Source organism: Pantoea ananatis PA13, assembly GCF_000233595.1.
In the GTDB taxonomy this organism is placed as follows: Bacteria; Pseudomonadota; Gammaproteobacteria; order Enterobacterales; family Enterobacteriaceae; genus Pantoea; species Pantoea ananatis.
On record NC_017554.1, the window covers coordinates 178,543 to 195,907 of the forward strand.

Here is a 17,365-nt window from a genome sequence, read left to right on the forward strand (position 1 = left end):
CTCTCATACTGCGTTACGTTTCAGTAATATGTCTATGGAGTTTGGCATGCAGGCTTCGTACGGAAAGTTAATCCAGTCTGCGGCAGTCGCGGCGACGCTGCTGGCTTCCGTCTTGTTGGTTGTGAAGATTTTTGCCTGGTGGTACACCGGATCGGTTAGCCTGCTGGCCGCGCTGGTCGATTCCCTGGTGGATATTGCCGCCTCGCTGACCAACCTGCTGGTGGTGCGTTATTCCTTACAGCCCGCCGATGACGATCATACATTTGGGCATGGTAAAGCGGAGTCGCTGGCCGCGCTGGCCCAAAGCATGTTCATTTCGGGTTCAGCCCTTTTCCTCTTTCTTACGGGTATTCAACATCTCGCTTCCCCTAACGAACTGCGCTCGCCGGGCATCGGAATTGTTGTCACCGTCGTAGCGCTGGTTTCGACATTAGTACTGGTCACCTTCCAGCGCTGGGTCGTGCGTAAAACCCGGAGTCAGGCCATTCGTGCAGATATGCTGCACTATCAGTCAGATGTGTTTATGAACGGAGCTATCCTGGTGGCGCTGATATTAAGCAGCTACGGTTTCACGCGCGCTGATGCACTGTTTGCGTTAGGGATTGGCGTCTATATTCTTTTTAGTGCGCTGCGGATGGGCCATGAAGCCGTTCAGTCTTTACTGGACAGAGCATTACCCGATGAAGAGCGGCAACAAATAATTGCGATTTCCCTCAACTGGCCGGGTGTACAGGGCGTACACGATGTGCGTACGCGTCAGTCCGGCCCGACAAAGTTTATCCAGCTTCACGTTGAGCTCGAAGATCAGTTACCACTCGTCCAGGCTCATCGTATTGCCGATCAGGTAGAGAAAGCGCTGCGAAAAGCGTTTCCCGGTTCTGACGTCATTATTCATCAGGATCCCTGTTCTGTGGTACCGTTTGAAAAGCAGGATTCTTTTAACTTTTAACTTAGATGAATTAAGTTAATAAAATGGAAACGGCACGTTTTTAACATTGCTGCAAAAAATTAGTGAAAAGTTGTCTGACCTGAATCAATTCAGCCGCAGGCCTTTGATATACTATCTGCCATTATATGTTGCGCTCATCACAATCGTGTTTATCAGCGTTGAACAGGCCGGATTAACCCTTAGCTTCGAACAATCCAGAGGTTGTCATGATCAAAAAAATTGGTGTACTGACCAGCGGCGGTGACGCCCCAGGCATGAACGCAGCCATTCGCGGCGTGGTTCGCTCCGCGTTAAGTGAAGGGCTGGAAGTTTTTGGTATCTATGACGGCTATCAGGGTTTGTACGAAGACCGCATGATCAATCTCGATCGTTACAGCGTATCTGACATGATCAATCGCGGCGGCACTTTTTTGGGTTCAGCGCGTTTTCCTGAGTTTCGTAACGATGATGTCCGTCAGGTGGCCATTGAAAACCTGAAAAAGCGCGGTATTGATGCGTTAGTCGTGATTGGCGGGGACGGTTCCTATATGGGCGCCAAGCGACTGACCGAGATGGGGTTCCCCTGTATCGGCCTGCCAGGCACGATCGATAACGATGTTGCCGGCACCGATTACACCATTGGCTACTTTACTGCACTGGAAACGGTGGTGGAGGCGATTGACCGCCTGCGTGATACCTCTTCATCACACCAGCGCATCTCCATCGTTGAAGTGATGGGCCGTTACTGTGGCGATTTGACCCTGGCTGCCGCTATCGCTGGTGGATGCGAGTTTATCGTGTTGCCAGAAATTCCCTATACCCGTGAAGAGCTGGTGGCAGAAATTAAGGCCGGCATCGCGAAAGGTAAAAAGCATGCGATTGTTGCTATCACTGAACATATCTGTGATATCGACGATCTGGCGCGGTTTATCGAGACCGAAACGAAGCGCGAAACGCGCGCGACGGTACTTGGCCACATTCAGCGTGGCGGTGCGCCGTGCGCATATGATCGTATTCTTGCATCCCGCATGGGCGCGTATTCCATTGAACTGCTCATGCAGGGCTACGGTGGCCGCTGTGTGGGTATTCAGAACGACAAAATGGTGCACCATGACATCATTGATGCGATCGAGAACATGAAGCGTCCATTCAAGCGTGACTGGATGGATACCGCGAAGCAGCTTTACTGATTTCACCGCATTAACGGGCATGCTCTTCAGGCATGCCCTTATACCTTCCGTATATTCCCCAAAGTTATAACCGCTTATTTTTAATTCTTTTAGCTCTGAAAAAGTTTATGTCACGCTTGTCCCATAATGAACTGGGAGAGTGCGCAATGAATAAATGGGCCATCGGTATTAGCTTGTTACTGGCATCAGGCAGTGTTCTGGCGAAGGATATTCAGCTGTTAAACGTTTCTTACGATCCCACCCGTGAGCTGTATGAGCAGTACAACAAGGCCTTCAGTGCGCACTATAAACAGGAAACGGGCGATAATGTGGTGATCCGTCAGTCGCATGGCGGCTCAGGCAAGCAGGCCACATCAGTGATAAACGGCATTCGTGCTGACGTCGTGACGCTGGCGCTGCAGTCTGATATTGATGCGATTGCTGAACGTGGCCGCATCGATAAGAACTGGATTAAGCGTCTGCCGGATAACTCGGCACCTTACACTTCCACGATTGTGTTCCTGGTCCGCAAGGGTAATCCAAAAGGGATCCATGACTGGAACGATCTGATCAAACCTGGCGTTTCCGTCATCACGCCTAATCCAAAAACCTCAGGTGGTGCACGCTGGAATTACCTGGCAGCCTGGGGCTGGGCGTTGGATCACAACAACGGCGATAAGGCAAAAGCGCTAAGCTATGTCAAAGCCCTGTTTAAAAATGTTGAAGTGCAGGATTCCGGTGCGCGCGGTGCGACCAACACCTTCGTTGAGCGCGGCATTGGTGATGTTCTGATCGCCTGGGAAAATGAGGCGTACCTGGCCGTGAATAAGCTGGGCAAAGACAAGTTTGAGATCGTTACTCCAAGCGAGTCTATTCTGGCAGAGCCGACGGTTTCCGTGGTGGATAAAGTGGTTGATGAGAAGGGAACGCGCCCAGTGGCTGAGGCCTATCTGAAGTATCTCTATTCGACCGAGGGACAGACGATTGCAGCCGAGAATTACTATCGTCCGCGCAATGCTGAGGTTGCGAAGAAGTTTGCCAGCACCTTTGCCCCTGTAAAATTGTTTACTGTGGACGAGAAATTCGGCGGTTGGGCTAAGGCACAAAAAACCCACTTCGCGGATGGCGGCACCTATGACCAGGTCATGAAGCCGTAACGATCGCCTGACACAATCTAAACCAGCGGAAACGCTGGTTTTTTTATGCGTGACATTCCGGCGCTGTCAGGCGAGGATGCTGACTGGTTCAGTATGGAGAGGGTAACTATGCAGGCAAATCGTCGGGCCTTCATCATCATTGCGTTTCTGCTGGTGCTTGTCGTGGCAGGAATGGGGATAGCTTCCCTTCATGTTAAAGGCAATGCCGATGCGCTTTGGCAGATCGTCAGCGAAAAGTGCGTACCCAATCAGCAGAATAACGGGCAACCTGCGCCTTGCCTGCGAGTTGATCTGCAGCAGCGTTATACACTGCTCAAAGACCGTAACGGTCCCTTGCAATACCTGTTAATTCCCGTTGATAAGATAACCGGCATCGAAAGCCCGCGGTTGCTCAGCACAGCCACACCCAATTTTTTCAGCTTTGCCTGGCATGACAGAGGCGTAGTGGCGCAGAAATTCGGCTCGCCCATTAAAGACACCGTGCTGTCGCTGGCGATCAACTCCGAGTACGGCCGAACTCAGAATCAGCTCCATATTCATATTTCCTGCTTACGGCCTGATGTCCGTCAGCAACTGGATGGACTGGCACCGACTCTCAATGCGCAGTGGAAGGATGTTACCTTTCTGAACCATCACTATATTGTGCGGGTGCTCAGTCAGGCGGAACTGGATCAACAGAGTGTCTTTATCCGGTTAGCGTCTGAAGTCCCTGATGCTAAGAATGCGATGGGGAAATACGGTATGGCACTGGCAAGCTTACCCGATGGCCGTCTGGTGCTGATGGCGGTAGCGCGCAACTGGCTTTTGCTGAATAAGGGATCGGCAGAGGAGGTGCAGGATCACGACTGCGCCCTGCTGCAACCCATAAAAAAAGCGGCCTGATGAGGCCGCTTATGCTGTGCTCAATCGCCGGTTAGCGTTGTTTAGCCGCCGCAGCAGCTTTAACGATCACGGCAAACGCATCGGCTTTCAGCGACGCGCCGCCAACCAGGGCACCGTCGATGTCCGGCTGAGTAAACAGCTCGGCAGCGTTTTTATCGTTAACTGAGCCGCCGTACTGAATAATCACTTGCTCAGCGATAGCCGCATCTTTTTTGGCAATGTGGTCACGAATAAATTTGTGAACGGCCTGCGCCTGAGCAGGTGTGGCTGACTTCCCGGTACCGATCGCCCATACCGGCTCGTAAGCGATGACCGCGTCTTTAAACGCTTCTGCACCCTGCGTGGTCAGCACCGCATCAAGCTGGCGTGCACACACTTCTTCGGTTTTGCCCGCTTCGTTTTCCGCTTCAGTTTCACCGATGCACAGAACCGGCACCAGGCCAGCAGTTTTCAACACGGCATATTTTTTCGCAATGAACTCGTCACTCTCTTTGTGATAAGTGCGACGTTCTGAGTGACCAATGATGATGTATTTCGCGCCGATATCTTTCAGCATTTCAGCGGACACTTCGCCGGTAAATGCGCCAGAGAGGTTTACATCAACGTTTTGAGCACCCAGAGCGATGTGGCTACCGGAGATGGCGTGTTTAGCCTGATCAAGATAGAGCGCGGGCGGTGCAATAGCGATGCCACAACCCTCAACGCCCGACAGTTCTTTGCGCAGACCGTCGATCAGTTCGGCTGTCATATGCTTGCTGCCATTCAACTTCCAGTTACCCATAACCAGTGGATGTCGCATTCTATCCTCCGCATAACGCGATACATGAAATGGCGCTGCCCCGGGGCAACGTTGTCTGCCAGACAGTATAGAGATCAAATAACGTCGTGGCTTTGCTTTTCGTCATTTTTGCCCCGTCCATCAGGGCGCAGCCAGCGCAAGTTTTACCGGCTCAATGGCAAAGGTTAATCCTTTATCCCCGTTATCAGACACCACAAAACGCAGTGCGCCTTCAACGTGCTCGTAGTATCGTGAGCCTTTGCCCGCTTTAAGTAATGTTTCCAGCTTTTTACGCCCTTCTTCTGGCGTGAGTCCCGGCACAAAAAAACGTAATATTGCGGTCATATAATCCATGGCTCTGGCCTGGGACGCACTTTGATCCGGGCCCGGAACCGGAAGCCAGGTGACCTGCAGCGTTTTAATTTTACCTGTGCCAGGCTCAAGCGCGGTCGAGGAGTAAAGCGTTTCGTTGATCTTGGTGGCTGCCCGCGTCAGATCGGTTTTCTCATCGCGGGAGTCAATGGCGCGATACTCCAGCAGCGGCAGTTGAGGGTTCGCGAGATTATATTTTTCACGAAACTGGCCGATAGTCATATCCAGCGTGGGCGCGCCTGTTAACAGATAGGGCGCGGTAGGCATATGTTCGGCCTTGTCGAGTGGCGGCGGATCGGCAGCAAATACCGGAACCGTCAGCGCAAGACTCAGCAACAGTGCGCCTGGCAAATTCTTCATTTTGTCGGCCCTGACCAATAAACTCGGAATCAAATTAGAACGGTTTTTACCTCTAAGGTCAAAAGCGTGCAGGTAAAATTTTGTCTGGGGAGCATGCATGATATTACAGCAATGGTTTTTTTCGTTTCGTGGTCGCGTCGGGCGCCGTGATTTCTGGCTCTGGCAGGCAATCTGGTTGCTGTTAACCAGCGTCCTGTTCTTTTTAGCCGGTAACGATCTGGTGGATACGCAAATGGCTGCGTTTGGCATCGTGTGTTTATTGTGGCCGGCCAGCGCCATCGTGGTTAAGCGCCTGCACGATCGTGATCGCCGCGGTTACTGGGCGCTGTTACTCATCGCTGCCTGGTTGCTGATGGCAGGTAACTGGAGCATGACCGGCGCTGTCCTGCAGTGGGTTATTGGCCGCGCGCTGCCATTTATCATTCTGGCAGGACTGATCCTGGACTTAGGCCTGTTTCGTGGCACCGCTGGCGATAACCGCTTTGGTGCCGCACCGGTGCCTTTACGTCTGAAGCGGGCGACTTACCAGTAATTCTCGCTGGTGATATGACCGGGCTTGCGCTTCAGGTGCTTGCGCATGCCGCGTGTCTCTTTCAACAGCTGCTGCGTATCTCGTACCATCTGTGGATTGCCGCAGACCATCACATGGCTGGTTTCTGCATCAATAGTCAATCCGGCCGCCCGCTCCAGCTCACCACTTTCGATTAATGCCGGAACACGTCCGGTTAATGAGCCCATACTTTCTTCACGACTGACGACCGTGATCACCTGCAGCTTGCCGTTATAGATCTGCTGGAGCTGCTGCATTAGCGGTAAAAAGCTGAGGTCGGCTGCGTAACGTGCGGCATGCACCAGTACGATATGTTTAAAGCGATCCAGGCCTTCACCCTGCTGCAAAATGGACAAATAAGGCCCCACTGCCGTACCGGTTGCCAGCATCCATAAGGTCTGACATTCCGGGACTTCATCCAGAATAAAAAAGCCTGCAGCATCTTTGGTAATCATGACCTGCTCACCGGGGCGCAGCGCCTGTAAGTGTGGACTCAATTTGCCGTCGGGTACGGTGACTAAGTAAAACTCAAGCAGGTCGTCATTGGGCGCATTGACGTAAGAGTAAGCACGTTGCACTCGTTCACCTTCGATCTCCAGTGCCAGCTTGGCGTACTGCCCGGCACTAAACGGGGCGATAGGGGCCTTAACCCGCAAGCTAAACAGCGCGTCAGTCCAGTTTTTTACTTCCTTTACTTGAGCATTGATCCACTCGGCCATGGTTACTCCTTCAGCGTTGAATCGTCTGGCGAATAAACATCTTCTCTACTGCACTGGCAGATTACCAGTCCGTCAGGCTGCAAAGGCTCTAATCGACAAACTGTAATATTTAGTTTACATCATGGTTGCAATTATTGACGTGAATTGCCCCGCCACTTTTTATGAATCACTCGCTTTGTCATGAAATCCTGATATTTTCCTGCCACAACGGGTTTCAGCCGTTATTTGTGCTGTTTAATCGTCCCTGTTCATACAGACCTTTCGTTAAAAGATGATGAAGAAAATAGAAAATCGTCCGTTGCTGATCATGCTCATTGCACTGGTCGCAGTCGGGCAGATGGCTCAGACCATCTATGTGCCCGCCATGGCGGCAATGGCGGATGCACTTCAGGTGCGAAATGGCATGATGCAGCATGTCATGGCGGCCTATTTAATCACCTACGGCGGATCGCAGCTGATCTACGGTCCGCTCTCTGACAGCGTGGGGCGCCGTCCGGTGATCCTAGCGGGGATGGCGATCTTTATGATCGGCGCGATTGCCGCCATGATGGCCTCGTCGCTGGATATGCTGGTCACGGGCAGTGCGATTCAGGGCGCGGGCACCGGCGTGGCCGGTGTCATGGCGCGAACCATGCCGCGCGATCTTTATCACGGTCATGCCCTACGCCAGGCCAACAGCTGGCTTAATATGGGCGTGCTCGCCAGCCCTTTAGTGGCACCGGTGATTGGCGCACTGTTAACGCAGCTGTTTGGCTGGCATGCCTGCTTTGCTTTTCTGCTGTTGCTGTGTCTGATGGTGACGGTCGCCATGGCGCGCTGGCTACCGGAGACGCGCCCAAACGGTGCCGAAGTCACGCCCTTCTTAAAACGCTATATCCGGCTGTTACGTGATGCGAATTTCGTCCGTTATCTGGTGCTGCTGATTGGCGCACTGGCCGGCATTGCCGTCTTTGAGGCCAGCTGTGGCGTGCTGCTCGGTGGCGTTCTGGGCCTGAACAGTTTCACCGTCAGTATTTTGTTTATCTTACCTATTCCTGCGGCCTTCTTTGGTGCCTGGTTCGCCGGACGTGAACAGCGCTCCTGGCATAGCCTGATGTGGTTTGGCGTCAACAGTTGCCTGCTGGCGGCGGTGTTGATGTGGATACCTGCCTGGTTTGGCATCATGACAATCTGGACGTTATTGATACCGGCGTCGCTGTTTTTCTTTGGCGCGGGAATGCTGTTTCCCCTGGCCACATCCGGTGCGATGGAGCCCTATGCCTGGCTCGCAGGAAGTGCGGGCGCACTGATTGGGGGGTTACAGAATTTGGGTTCCGGGCTGGTGGCGTCCCTGTCGGCGTTAATGGCTCAGCGCGATCAGTTCAGCCTTGGCCTGCTGATGGTTATCACGGCTCTGGTGATGTTGCTGTGCTGGCTGCCGCTTTCACGACAGCCAGCAGGCGAGAATCAGGCTGTTACAGGATAAAGGGATGCAAAACCGGATCTTTGCGGTCCAGGTAATGCACAGACTGGATGCGGCGAATCGTGCGTGATTTGCCGCGAATTAACAGGGTTTCACTGGTGGCCATATTGCCCTGACGGGTGATGCCTTTCAGCAGATCACCACTGGTGATACCGGTGGCGGCAAAGATCACGTTATCGTTTCGCGCCATCGCCTGCAGGGGCAGAACTTTTCCTGCCTCAATCCCCATGCCAGCGCAGCGTTTCAGCTCATATTCCCCAATCCGGCGGTTCTCTTCGCTGTCACCTTTTACGTGATGTCGTGCCAGTAATCTGCCCTGCATATCACCGTCCAGCGCACGAATAACAGCGGCCGATACCACGCCCTCAGGCGCGCCGCCGATACCGTACATCACGTCAACTTCGCTGTCGGGCATACAGGTAAGAATGGAGGCCGCCACATCGCCATCAGGGAATGCGAATAGTCTTACGCCCAGCTGTTTAAGCTGCTCGATAACGGCGTCATGGCGCGGCTTTGACAGAATGGACACGGTGAGTTGTGACAACGGCTTATTCATGGCGATGGCGATATTACGCAGGTTAATCTCAAGCGGGAGATCCAGATTGATATGGCCCCGCGCCGCCGGACCGACGATAAGCTTCTCCATATACATGTCAGGCGCATGAAGAAAACTGCCTTTGTCACCGACGGCCATCACGGCAAGCGCATTGGCCTGTCCCATGGCCGTCATGCGGGTACCTTCAATAGGATCGACGGCAATATCCACCGCGTCGCCCTGACCCGTGCCCACTTTTTCGCCGATGTAGAGCATAGGGGCTTCGTCAATTTCCCCTTCGCCGATCACTATCTGTCCATCGATCTGAATGGTATTTAAGACATGACGCATGGCATGAACGGCGGCACCGTCCGCCGCGTTTTTATCGCCGCGCCCTAACCACTTATAACCAGCCAGTGCGGCAGCCTCAGTTACGCGGGAAAATTCAATGGCAAGTTCTCGTTTCATTGCATGTACCTGACAAAAAACAGGCTGGCAGTGTAGCGGAGGGAGAAGGCGGGGAAAAGGCCCGTGACGGAGGACGTCACGGGCGCAGTGCGGATTACTCTTGTTCTTCCCACGCTTGCGCGCGCGCGACAGCTTTCTTCCAGCCGGCATAACGGACGTTACGCTCGGTGGTTTCAAGTGTTGGACGGAATTCGCGCTCAATCACGGCTTTGGCACGGACTTCTTCCAGATCCTGCCAGAAACCTACCGCCAGACCTGCCAGGTACGCGGCACCCAGCGCAGTGACTTCACGTACTTCAGGTCGCTCAACGCGTGTACCAAGAATGTCTGACTGGAACTGCATCAGGAAGTTGTTAGCCACTGCTCCTCCGTCCACACGCAGAGCCTGCAGGCGCGTGTTGGCATCATTCTGCATGGCTTCCAGGACATCACGTGTTTGATAAGCGATGGACTCCAGCGTTGCACGGATGATGTGGTTCGCATTCGCACCACGTGTCAGGCCGAACAGCGCGCCACGTGCATAGGGATCCCAGTAAGGTGCACCCAGGCCAGTAAAGGCAGGAACCATATATACACCGTTTGAATCTTTCACTTTCATCGCGAAGTATTCTGAGTCAGCCGAATCGCTGATCAGCTTCATCTCATCGCGTAACCACTGAATGGCCGCGCCGCCGATAAAGACCGCCCCTTCCAGTGCATAGTTGACTTCACCACGTGGCCCGCAGGCGATAGTGGTCAGCAGGCCGTGCGTTGAGGTAACGGCTTCGGTACCGGTGTTCATCAGCATAAAGCAGCCGGTGCCGTAGGTGTTTTTCGCCATACCCGGCTGAACGCACAGCTGACCATACAGCGCAGCCTGCTGGTCGCCTGCGATACCCGCGATAGGAATACGCGTACCGCCTTTACCACCAATGTTTGTCTGACCATACACTTCAGACGAAGATTTCACTTCTGGCAGCATCGCACGCGGGATATCCAGGATTTCCAGCATGCGCTCATCCCACTCAAGCTTGTGGATGTTGAACAGCATGGTACGTGAGGCGTTGGTGTAATCGGTAATGTGCACGCGCCCCTGGGTCATTTTCCACACCAGCCAGGTGTCGACTGTACCAAACAGCAGTTCGCCACGTTTTGCACGCTCGCGCGCGCCTTCTACGTTATCCAGGATCCACTTAACTTTGGTGCCAGAAAAGTAAGGGTTAATCACCAGACCGGTGGTGTGCTGGATATACTCTTCCAGTCCCTCTTTCTTCAGCTTATTACAGTAGTCAGCAGTACGGGGATCCTGCCAGACGATGGCGTTATAGACTGGCTTACCGGTTTCTTTATCCCAGACGATCGCGGTTTCACGCTGGTTAGTAATCCCAATCGCCGCGATTTCATCGGAGCGAATATCGGCATGTGCCAGCACTTCAACCAGCGTAGAACTCTGTGATGCCCAGATATCCATTGGGTCATGCTCTACCCAGCCCGCTTTCGGATAGATTTGGGTAAATTCGCGTTGCGATACCGCCACAATGTTAGCGTCGTGATCCAGCACCACAGCACGTGAACTGGTTGTGCCCTGATCGAGAGCGACGATGTATTTTTTATCGGTGGTAGTCATAAATTCATTCCTGATGATAAAAAGTGGAACTTACGCTTTACGTTCATGCGCGGACGCAATCGGTTTGTCACTGGTCGGTGGGGAAATCACCGCACCGGGTAAATGGCGGCCAATCAGGGCGCGATAACCAAAGGCTCCCAGGCAAGCACCGACCAGTGGGCCAAAAATTGGCACAAGGAAATACGGAATCTGATGACCGCCAGTGAAGGCAACGGTGCCCCAGCCAGCCAGCCACTCGAAGACTTTCGGTCCGAAGTCACGTGCCGGGTTCAGGGCAAAGCCGGTCAATGGGCCCATAGAGCCACCAATAACGGCAACCAGCAGGCCAATCAGCAGCGGTGCCATCGGGCCACGCGGGACGCCATTGCCATCGTCGGTCAGTGCCATAATCACGGACATCAGGACTGCAGTGATCACCATTTCAACCAGGAAGGCCTGACCTACGCTAATTTGCGGATTCGGGTAGGTAGAAAAAATGCCCGCCAGGCTCAGGCTTTCAACTGAACCCCGTACCATGTTATGACTTTGTTCGAAATTGATAAACAAGCTGTAGTAAAGTCCGTAGACCAGCGCCGCGCCACAGAAAGCACCGGCCACCTGAGACAGAATATAAGGAAGGACTTTACGGCCTTCGAAATTGGCGAACAGGCAGAGTGCGACAGTCACTGCCGGGTTGAGATGGGCACCTGACACACCTGCGCTGAGGTAGACCGCCATAGAAACGGCCAGCCCCCAGACGATACAGATTTCCCATTGGCCAAAAGTGGCACCAGCCAGCTTAAGCGCGGCAACGCAACCCGCGCCAAAAAACAGGATCAAACCGGTACCCAGAAATTCGGCAATACACTGACCTTTGAGTGTGGTTGTAGTCTGACTCATGATAGTTGTTCCTGAAGCGAGGTTAAATTTTATCAGTTTTTGTTCTCATTCCGTGAGTCACCCATCTTTGATGTAGGGCTGTTGTTAATTTATCGTTAACGAGCATAAACGAGAAATAGCGAAATCGATTTTTGTGTAGTGTGTCAAAAAAATGCGCGTTTTCGCGTGTTTTGATTTTCCTTAAGCGCCATTCGGGCCGTTTTCCTCCGCGTGATACCGGCTTCGCCAGGCAAACAGGTGGGAAAGGAACATTTTAGGGATAGGCTGAAAAATGTTACTGACGGCGGTCTGCAGGCCCGCGTTGCTGGACTTGCGTGATGAGGCTACATACAATCGGGACAACGTTGCTGGTAAACGCCTTGTGTGCGAAAGCTGGCATCATCAACGCCTTGCAAGATTTTAGGAGAGGTCAGAAAGATGTCATTTGAAGTGTTTGAGAAACTGGAAGCAAAAGTACAGCAGGCGATTGATACTATCACCCTGCTGCAAATGGAAATTGAAGAGCTGAAAGAGCAGAACAACAACCTGCGTCACGACGCGCAGAATGCTGCTGGCAACCATGAAGCACTGATGCGCGAAAATCAGCATCTGAAAGAGGAGCAGCATGTCTGGCAAGAACGCCTGCGTGCGCTGTTGGGAAAAATGGAAGAGGTATAAGCCTCAACTAATGCGAAAAACGGGTGCCTGGCACCCGTTTTCGTTCGCTGACATTATTCAATGTCGAGCGGATCTTCCGATAAAATCATCCCGGTGTTATCCGCATAGAGATGGTCGCCAGAGAAGAAGGTGACGCCGCCGAAATTCACGCGCACATCGCTTTCGCCAATGCCTTCACCGGCCGCGCCTGCCGGAATAGCGGCGATAGCCTGAATGCCGATTTCCAGTTCTTCCAGTTCGTCTACCTGACGTACCGAACCGTAAACCACGATGCCTTCCCACTCATTCTGCGCTGCCAGTCGGGCAAGCTGCGCATCAACTAAAGCGCGGCGTACTGAGCCACCGCCATCAATCAGCAACACGCGGCCACGACCGTTCTCTTCCAGCAGATCGTAAAGCAGCCCGTTGTCTTCAAAACATTTCACTGTGGTTATCTGACCGCCGAATGAGGTCCGCCCACCGAAATTTGAGAAAAGCGGTTCAACAACGTTCACTTCTTCGTGGTAGATGTCGCAGAGTTCAGAAGTATCGTATTTCATAAGGGTTTCGTCTGTTTGCCACAGGAGCGCTAAGTATATCGCTTTATGCCAATTGTTGGCAAAATCATCAGCGGTAAAAAACCGGTACCGCATCAAGCGCATGCAGAAAAAAGCCCAGCCAAACTGGCCGGGCTTTGATACAGCACATAGACAGGTGAACGTTACAGGATGAAGCGGCTCAGGTCTTCGTCTGCAACCAGCTCATCCAGATGTTTACCCACATATTCGGCATCAATGGTGACGGATTCACCGCTCCGATCGCTGGCATCATAGGAAATATCTTCCATCAGACGTTCCAGCACGGTATGCAAGCGACGCGCACCGATGTTTTCTGTGGTTTCGTTGACCTGCCATGCGGCTTCCGCGATGCGACGAATACCATCGTCAGTAAAGTGAATGTTCACGCCTTCGGTATTCATCAGCGCTTTGTACTGCACTGTGACTGAAGCATTAGGTTCGGTCAGGATGCGCTCGAAATCATTCACCGTCAGGGCCTGGAGTTCAACACGGATCGGTAAACGACCCTGTAGCTCAGGAATCAAATCGGACGGGCTGGCAACCTGGAACGCACCTGAGGCGATAAACAGAATATGGTCAGTCTTGACCATGCCGTGCTTGGTCGACACGGTGCAGCCTTCTACCAGTGGCAGCAGGTCGCGCTGAACGCCTTCGCGTGAGACGTCCGGGCCGCCCGCGTTTTGTCCGCCGCGCTTACAGATTTTGTCTATCTCATCGATGAACACGATGCCGTGCTGTTCTACCGCATCAATGGCATCCTGCTTCAGCTCTTCCGGATTCACCAGCTTAGCGGCTTCTTCTTCAATCAACAGCTTAAAGGCTTCTTTGATTTTCAGCTTGCGCGGTTTCTGTTTCTGCCCGCCCAGGTTCTGGAACATGGACTGCAGCTGGCTGGTCATCTCTTCCATGCCCGGCGGTGCCATGATTTCAACGCCAGGGCCTGTTGCGGCTAAATCGATCTCAATTTCTTTATCGTCGAGCTGGCCTTCACGCAGCTTCTTGCGGAAAGACTGACGTGCAGATGAAGGCTCGCTGGTTTGTTCAGCCTGTCCCCAGTTATTTTTCGCCGGTGGGATAAGCACATCAAGAATGCGCTCTTCCGCCATTTCTTCTGCGCGATATTTGTTCTTCTCAATGGCCTGGCTGCGCACCATTTTGATCGCGGAGTCCGTCAGGTCACGAATAATGGAGTCGACTTCTTTGCCGACATAGCCCACTTCGGTAAACTTGGTGGCTTCAACTTTGATGAACGGCGCGTTGGCCAGTTTTGCCAGACGGCGAGCAATTTCTGTTTTACCCACACCGGTTGGGCCGATCATGAGAATATTTTTAGGGGTCACTTCGTGACGCAGCTCTTCGTCAAGCTGCATACGGCGCCAGCGGTTACGCAGGGCAATAGCCACGGCGCGCTTAGCGCTGTCCTGGCCAATAATAAAGCGGTTCAGCTCGCTGACGATTTCGCGTGGAGTCATCTCAGACATGTTTAGATCCTTACGACTTGGACGTTAATTCTTCGAAATTAACGTTGTGGTTGGTGTAGATGCAAATATCGCCAGCGATATTCAGCGATTTCTCAACGATGTCGCGCGCACCCAATTCAGAATTTTCTAACAGGGCACGGGCAGCGGCCTGGGCATAGGGACCGCCAGAACCGATAGCAATAAGGTCGTTTTCAGGCTGGATGACGTCACCATTACCGCTAATGATCAGCGATGCCGATTCGTCCGCCACCGCCAGCAGCGCTTCCAGGCGGCGTAACATTCTGTCGGTGCGCCAGTCTTTCGCCAGCTCAACGGCCGCTTTCACCAAATGGCCCTGATGCATTTCAAGTTTGCGTTCGAAGAGTTCAAACAGGGTAAAGGCATCTGCAGTGCCGCCAGCAAAGCCAGCAATCACTTTATCGTTGTAAAGACGACGCACTTTTTTGACGTTGCCTTTCATTACGGTATTACCGAGCGTAGCCTGGCCATCGCCGCCAATCACTACCTGGCCGTTGCGTCGAACACTTACTATTGTTGTCACGGGCAGACCCCTTTTACTGTCGGAAAAAAGCTCCGCGCCTAGGGCGCGGAGGATCATGCAGACAGATATGGGGCAGATTTGACGGGTTTCAACCCCCAACGGCGAGCGGAATGCAGCCGGAATGTCCTGAAGCGCGCAGACGTTTCAGCGTGCTGTCTGCGCTGGCGCGGTCTTTGAAGGGCCCTACCACGACACGATTCCATCCGCCGCCGGAGGTCAGACGGCTTTCAAACCCTTCAAACGCCAGCGCGGCGCGCACCGATTCAGCCTGCTCTGTTCCCTTAAACGAGCCACACTGAACCATCCAGCGTTGCGAGGCTGCTTTTTCAGCCGGTTTCGCTTTGGCGGTGTCCTGTGTTTTAGGCTGAGCAGTAGGTTCACGCGTAACAGGTGCGGGTTGTGTCTGCTGCACACTCTGCTGTTGCTGAGTATGCTGCTCCTGACGCTGCTGCTGTATTTGTTGCTGACGTTGCTGCTGCTGTTGTGCCTGCTGCTGACGTTGCTGCGACTGCAATTGCTGTTGCTGGAGCTGTTGCTGTCGCTGAAGTTGCTGTACCTGCTGCTGATGCTGCAGCGTTTGCTGGCGTTGAGCTGGCGTCTGCTCGTTCCACGGCACTTCATTTAATTGGGTGGGTTGCTGACGCATATCCGCCTGCATTTGCTCAAGCAGCTGGCGTTGCTCATCGGTCAGTTGCGTATGTGACTGCACTTCGCCACCGGAGGTAGGCTCGCTTGGGGTCGGCACAGTGACCTGACGGTTTTCCAGCTCTTTGATGTATTTCCAGCGTTCTTCAGGCTTTGGCGGTAAGCCATTCCCGTTGGCTTTATGATCCGTAATAACCGGCACGTCTTCTTTCTTGTGGTGCGCCAGGAACCATAAACCACCGGCAAAGGTCACCAATACAGCAACCGCCAGTACAATCATTAATTTAGAGGTGCCTGAACCGCTTTTTGTTTTTTTGCCACGGCTTGGGCTTTTCTTGCGACGCGTCCCTGTTGAACGCCCGCGGCCTACATAATCTTTTTGTGCCACTCTCGTCCTGATACCCTTGAAAATATGATGCCACGTAGGCGAATCCGTTGTTACCACACGCCCGGCAAGGAGCCCGCCATGTTACTTAAGGGCCGGAACTTTGACCAGCAATGATAGCCCTAAGAATCCCCTGAAAATAGCGGAACTTTTCGCTTATCTCTCATCCTTTTTTGCCAAAGTTGTGCTACCACGCACCACCAGTTCGGCATCCAGCAGCGTTGAACCGTTATGAATGCTATTACCCTGTAATTCATTCAGTAACAGCCGCACGGCTTCGCAGCCTATTTCAAAACAGGGCTGTTTCACCGTGGTGAGCGGCGGCTCGCAGTAACGCGAGAGTTCAATATCGTCGAACCCCACAACCGACAGGTCTTCCGGTATGCGCAGGCCCAATCGTTTTGCCTGGCTAATAGCGCCGATGGCCATGATATCGCTATGACAAAACAGGGCTCGTGGCGGCTGTGGTAAAGCCAATAGCTGATTTATGGCATCAACGCCGGATTCAAAGGTGAAGTCACCCCGAACGATATAAGTGGGATCCACGCTGATGCCGCTGCGACGTAAGGCCTGCACATAACCCTGAAGGCGGTACTGGCAGAGCGCAACGTCTTCCGGTCCGGTCAGGCAGGCAATGCGTTTATGACCCAACTGCAGCAGGTGATTGACCGCGACAAACGAGGCCGTCAGGTTATCGATATTGACGGTGGGTAACGACATTTCTGGCGAGAACTCAATCGCCATCACCATCGGCGGAAGATTGCGCTGCTCTTCAGGACTCACATCAAAGGGTAACTGGGCGCCCAGCAGCACGATGCCATCGATCTGCCGGGTCAGCATCAGGTTTAAAAACGTCCACTCCTGCGGTTTTTGGTGTGCGCAGTCGCCGATAAGCACCAGATAACCAGCCTTTGAGGCGGCGACTTCAACGCCACGGATAATTTCACTGAAGAAGGGATCGCAGATATTGGGGACGATCAGCAGCAGCGTCTGCGTGTCATTGCGCCTGGCATGGCGGGACATGCTCTGGGCGGCATAGCCGACGTCAGCCACGGCCTGTTCGACTTTCTGACGCGTGGCCGAAGAGACTTTTTCCGGGTTCATGAGTGCACGCGACACGGTAGCGGTCGAGACGCCGGCTTTTTCTGCGACGTCTTTCATCGTGGCGGCAGCCGACGGTTGATTCTGATCCAACACATGCTCCTGATGCGTAATCGCGCATTCAACGTTCGTT

At 53.3% G+C, this 17,365-nt stretch carries 18 protein-coding genes; 7 read left to right on the forward strand and 11 right to left on the reverse strand.

Going from position 1 to position 17,365, the window contains the following annotated elements; translation table 11 throughout:
- The first annotated feature begins 46 nt into the window (after positions 1 to 46).
- From fieF to PAGR_RS00845, 4 genes are all read left to right on the forward strand, one after another.
- Positions 47 to 949 carry a CDF family cation-efflux transporter FieF gene (fieF, locus tag PAGR_RS00830; protein WP_014604761.1) on the forward strand — a complete coding sequence of 301 codons (903 nt, stop codon included), beginning with the start codon at positions 47 to 49 and terminating at the stop codon, positions 947 to 949.
- Between the two features lie 206 nt (positions 950 to 1,155).
- Positions 1,156 to 2,118: a 6-phosphofructokinase gene (pfkA, locus tag PAGR_RS00835; protein WP_006121288.1), complete on the forward strand. Its 963-nt coding sequence runs from the start codon at positions 1,156 to 1,158 to the stop codon at positions 2,116 to 2,118.
- Between the two features lie 146 nt (positions 2,119 to 2,264).
- Entirely contained in the window at positions 2,265 to 3,254 is a 990-nt protein-coding gene (locus tag PAGR_RS00840; RefSeq protein ID WP_014604762.1) for a sulfate ABC transporter substrate-binding protein, read from the forward strand.
- Between the two features lie 108 nt (positions 3,255 to 3,362).
- The gene (locus PAGR_RS00845; RefSeq protein ID WP_041458036.1) at positions 3,363 to 4,136 is read left to right on the forward strand and encodes a CDP-diacylglycerol diphosphatase; all 774 of its coding nucleotides are present in this window, start codon (positions 3,363 to 3,365) and stop codon (positions 4,134 to 4,136) included.
- 31 nt (positions 4,137 to 4,167) lie between these two features.
- Here PAGR_RS00845 and tpiA read toward each other — a convergent pair whose 3' ends face one another.
- Together tpiA and PAGR_RS00855 are read right to left on the reverse strand one after the other, a co-directional pair.
- Positions 4,168 to 4,935: a triose-phosphate isomerase gene (tpiA, locus tag PAGR_RS00850; RefSeq protein ID WP_014604763.1), complete on the reverse strand. Its 768-nt coding sequence runs from the start codon at positions 4,933 to 4,935 to the stop codon at positions 4,168 to 4,170.
- Positions 4,936 to 5,055: 120 nt separating this feature from the next.
- Positions 5,056 to 5,646 carry a DUF1454 family protein gene (locus PAGR_RS00855; RefSeq protein ID WP_014604764.1) on the reverse strand — a complete coding sequence of 197 codons (591 nt, stop codon included), beginning with the start codon at positions 5,644 to 5,646 and terminating at the stop codon, positions 5,056 to 5,058.
- Between the two features lie 97 nt (positions 5,647 to 5,743).
- Here PAGR_RS00855 and PAGR_RS00860 point away from each other — a divergent pair, with 97 nt between their 5' ends.
- Positions 5,744 to 6,178 (forward strand): DUF805 domain-containing protein, encoded by a 435-nt coding sequence (locus PAGR_RS00860; RefSeq protein ID WP_013027700.1) that lies wholly within the window; start codon positions 5,744 to 5,746, stop codon positions 6,176 to 6,178.
- Here the strand turns inward: PAGR_RS00860 and fpr are convergent.
- Positions 6,169 to 6,915, reverse strand: a complete 747-nt coding sequence (gene fpr, locus PAGR_RS00865; protein WP_013027699.1) for a ferredoxin--NADP(+) reductase — start codon at positions 6,913 to 6,915, stop codon at positions 6,169 to 6,171. The genes PAGR_RS00860 and fpr overlap by 10 nt on opposite strands.
- A gap of 271 nt (positions 6,916 to 7,186) precedes the next feature.
- On the opposite strand from fpr, the gene emrD reads away from it, so the two are divergent.
- Positions 7,187 to 8,380 (forward strand): multidrug efflux MFS transporter EmrD, encoded by a 1,194-nt coding sequence (gene emrD, locus PAGR_RS00870; protein ID WP_014604765.1) that lies wholly within the window; start codon positions 7,187 to 7,189, stop codon positions 8,378 to 8,380.
- On the opposite strand, the gene glpX is transcribed toward emrD, so the two are convergent.
- The 3 genes from glpX to PAGR_RS00885 all read right to left on the reverse strand — a co-directional run bounded on the left by glpX (position 8,370) and on the right by PAGR_RS00885 (position 11,865).
- A complete protein-coding gene (gene glpX, locus PAGR_RS00875) occupies positions 8,370 to 9,380 on the reverse strand; it encodes a class II fructose-bisphosphatase (protein ID WP_014604766.1) in 1,011 nt (336 codons plus the stop codon). The genes emrD and glpX overlap by 11 nt on opposite strands.
- Before the next feature lie 94 nt (positions 9,381 to 9,474).
- On the reverse strand, positions 9,475 to 10,986 hold the full coding sequence (gene glpK / locus PAGR_RS00880) for a glycerol kinase GlpK (protein ID WP_014594886.1): 1,512 nt from the start codon (positions 10,984 to 10,986) through the stop codon (positions 9,475 to 9,477).
- Between the two features lie 30 nt (positions 10,987 to 11,016).
- Entirely contained in the window at positions 11,017 to 11,865 is an 849-nt protein-coding gene (locus PAGR_RS00885; RefSeq protein ID WP_013027695.1) for an MIP/aquaporin family protein, read from the reverse strand.
- A 417-nt stretch (positions 11,866 to 12,282) separates the two neighbouring features.
- Between PAGR_RS00885 and zapB the strand changes: the two genes are divergently transcribed.
- A complete protein-coding gene (gene zapB / locus PAGR_RS00890) occupies positions 12,283 to 12,522 on the forward strand; it encodes a cell division protein ZapB (protein ID WP_014594885.1) in 240 nt (79 codons plus the stop codon).
- A gap of 53 nt (positions 12,523 to 12,575) precedes the next feature.
- Here zapB and rraA read toward each other — a convergent pair whose 3' ends face one another.
- From rraA to cytR, 5 genes are all read right to left on the reverse strand, one after another.
- The gene (gene rraA, locus PAGR_RS00895) at positions 12,576 to 13,061 is read right to left on the reverse strand and encodes a ribonuclease E activity regulator RraA (protein WP_013027693.1); all 486 of its coding nucleotides are present in this window, start codon (positions 13,059 to 13,061) and stop codon (positions 12,576 to 12,578) included.
- Positions 13,062 to 13,222: 161 nt separating this feature from the next.
- Positions 13,223 to 14,560, reverse strand: a complete 1,338-nt coding sequence (hslU, locus tag PAGR_RS00900) for an ATP-dependent protease ATPase subunit HslU (protein WP_013027692.1) — start codon at positions 14,558 to 14,560, stop codon at positions 13,223 to 13,225.
- Between the two features lie 10 nt (positions 14,561 to 14,570).
- Entirely contained in the window at positions 14,571 to 15,101 is a 531-nt protein-coding gene (gene hslV / locus PAGR_RS00905) for an ATP-dependent protease subunit HslV (protein WP_024471414.1), read from the reverse strand.
- A gap of 88 nt (positions 15,102 to 15,189) precedes the next feature.
- A complete protein-coding gene (gene ftsN, locus PAGR_RS00910) occupies positions 15,190 to 16,134 on the reverse strand; it encodes a cell division protein FtsN (protein WP_014604767.1) in 945 nt (314 codons plus the stop codon).
- A gap of 153 nt (positions 16,135 to 16,287) precedes the next feature.
- Positions 16,288 to 17,325, reverse strand: a complete 1,038-nt coding sequence (cytR, locus tag PAGR_RS00915) for a DNA-binding transcriptional regulator CytR (RefSeq protein ID WP_014604768.1) — start codon at positions 17,323 to 17,325, stop codon at positions 16,288 to 16,290.
- Positions 17,326 to 17,365 lie beyond the last annotated feature (40 nt).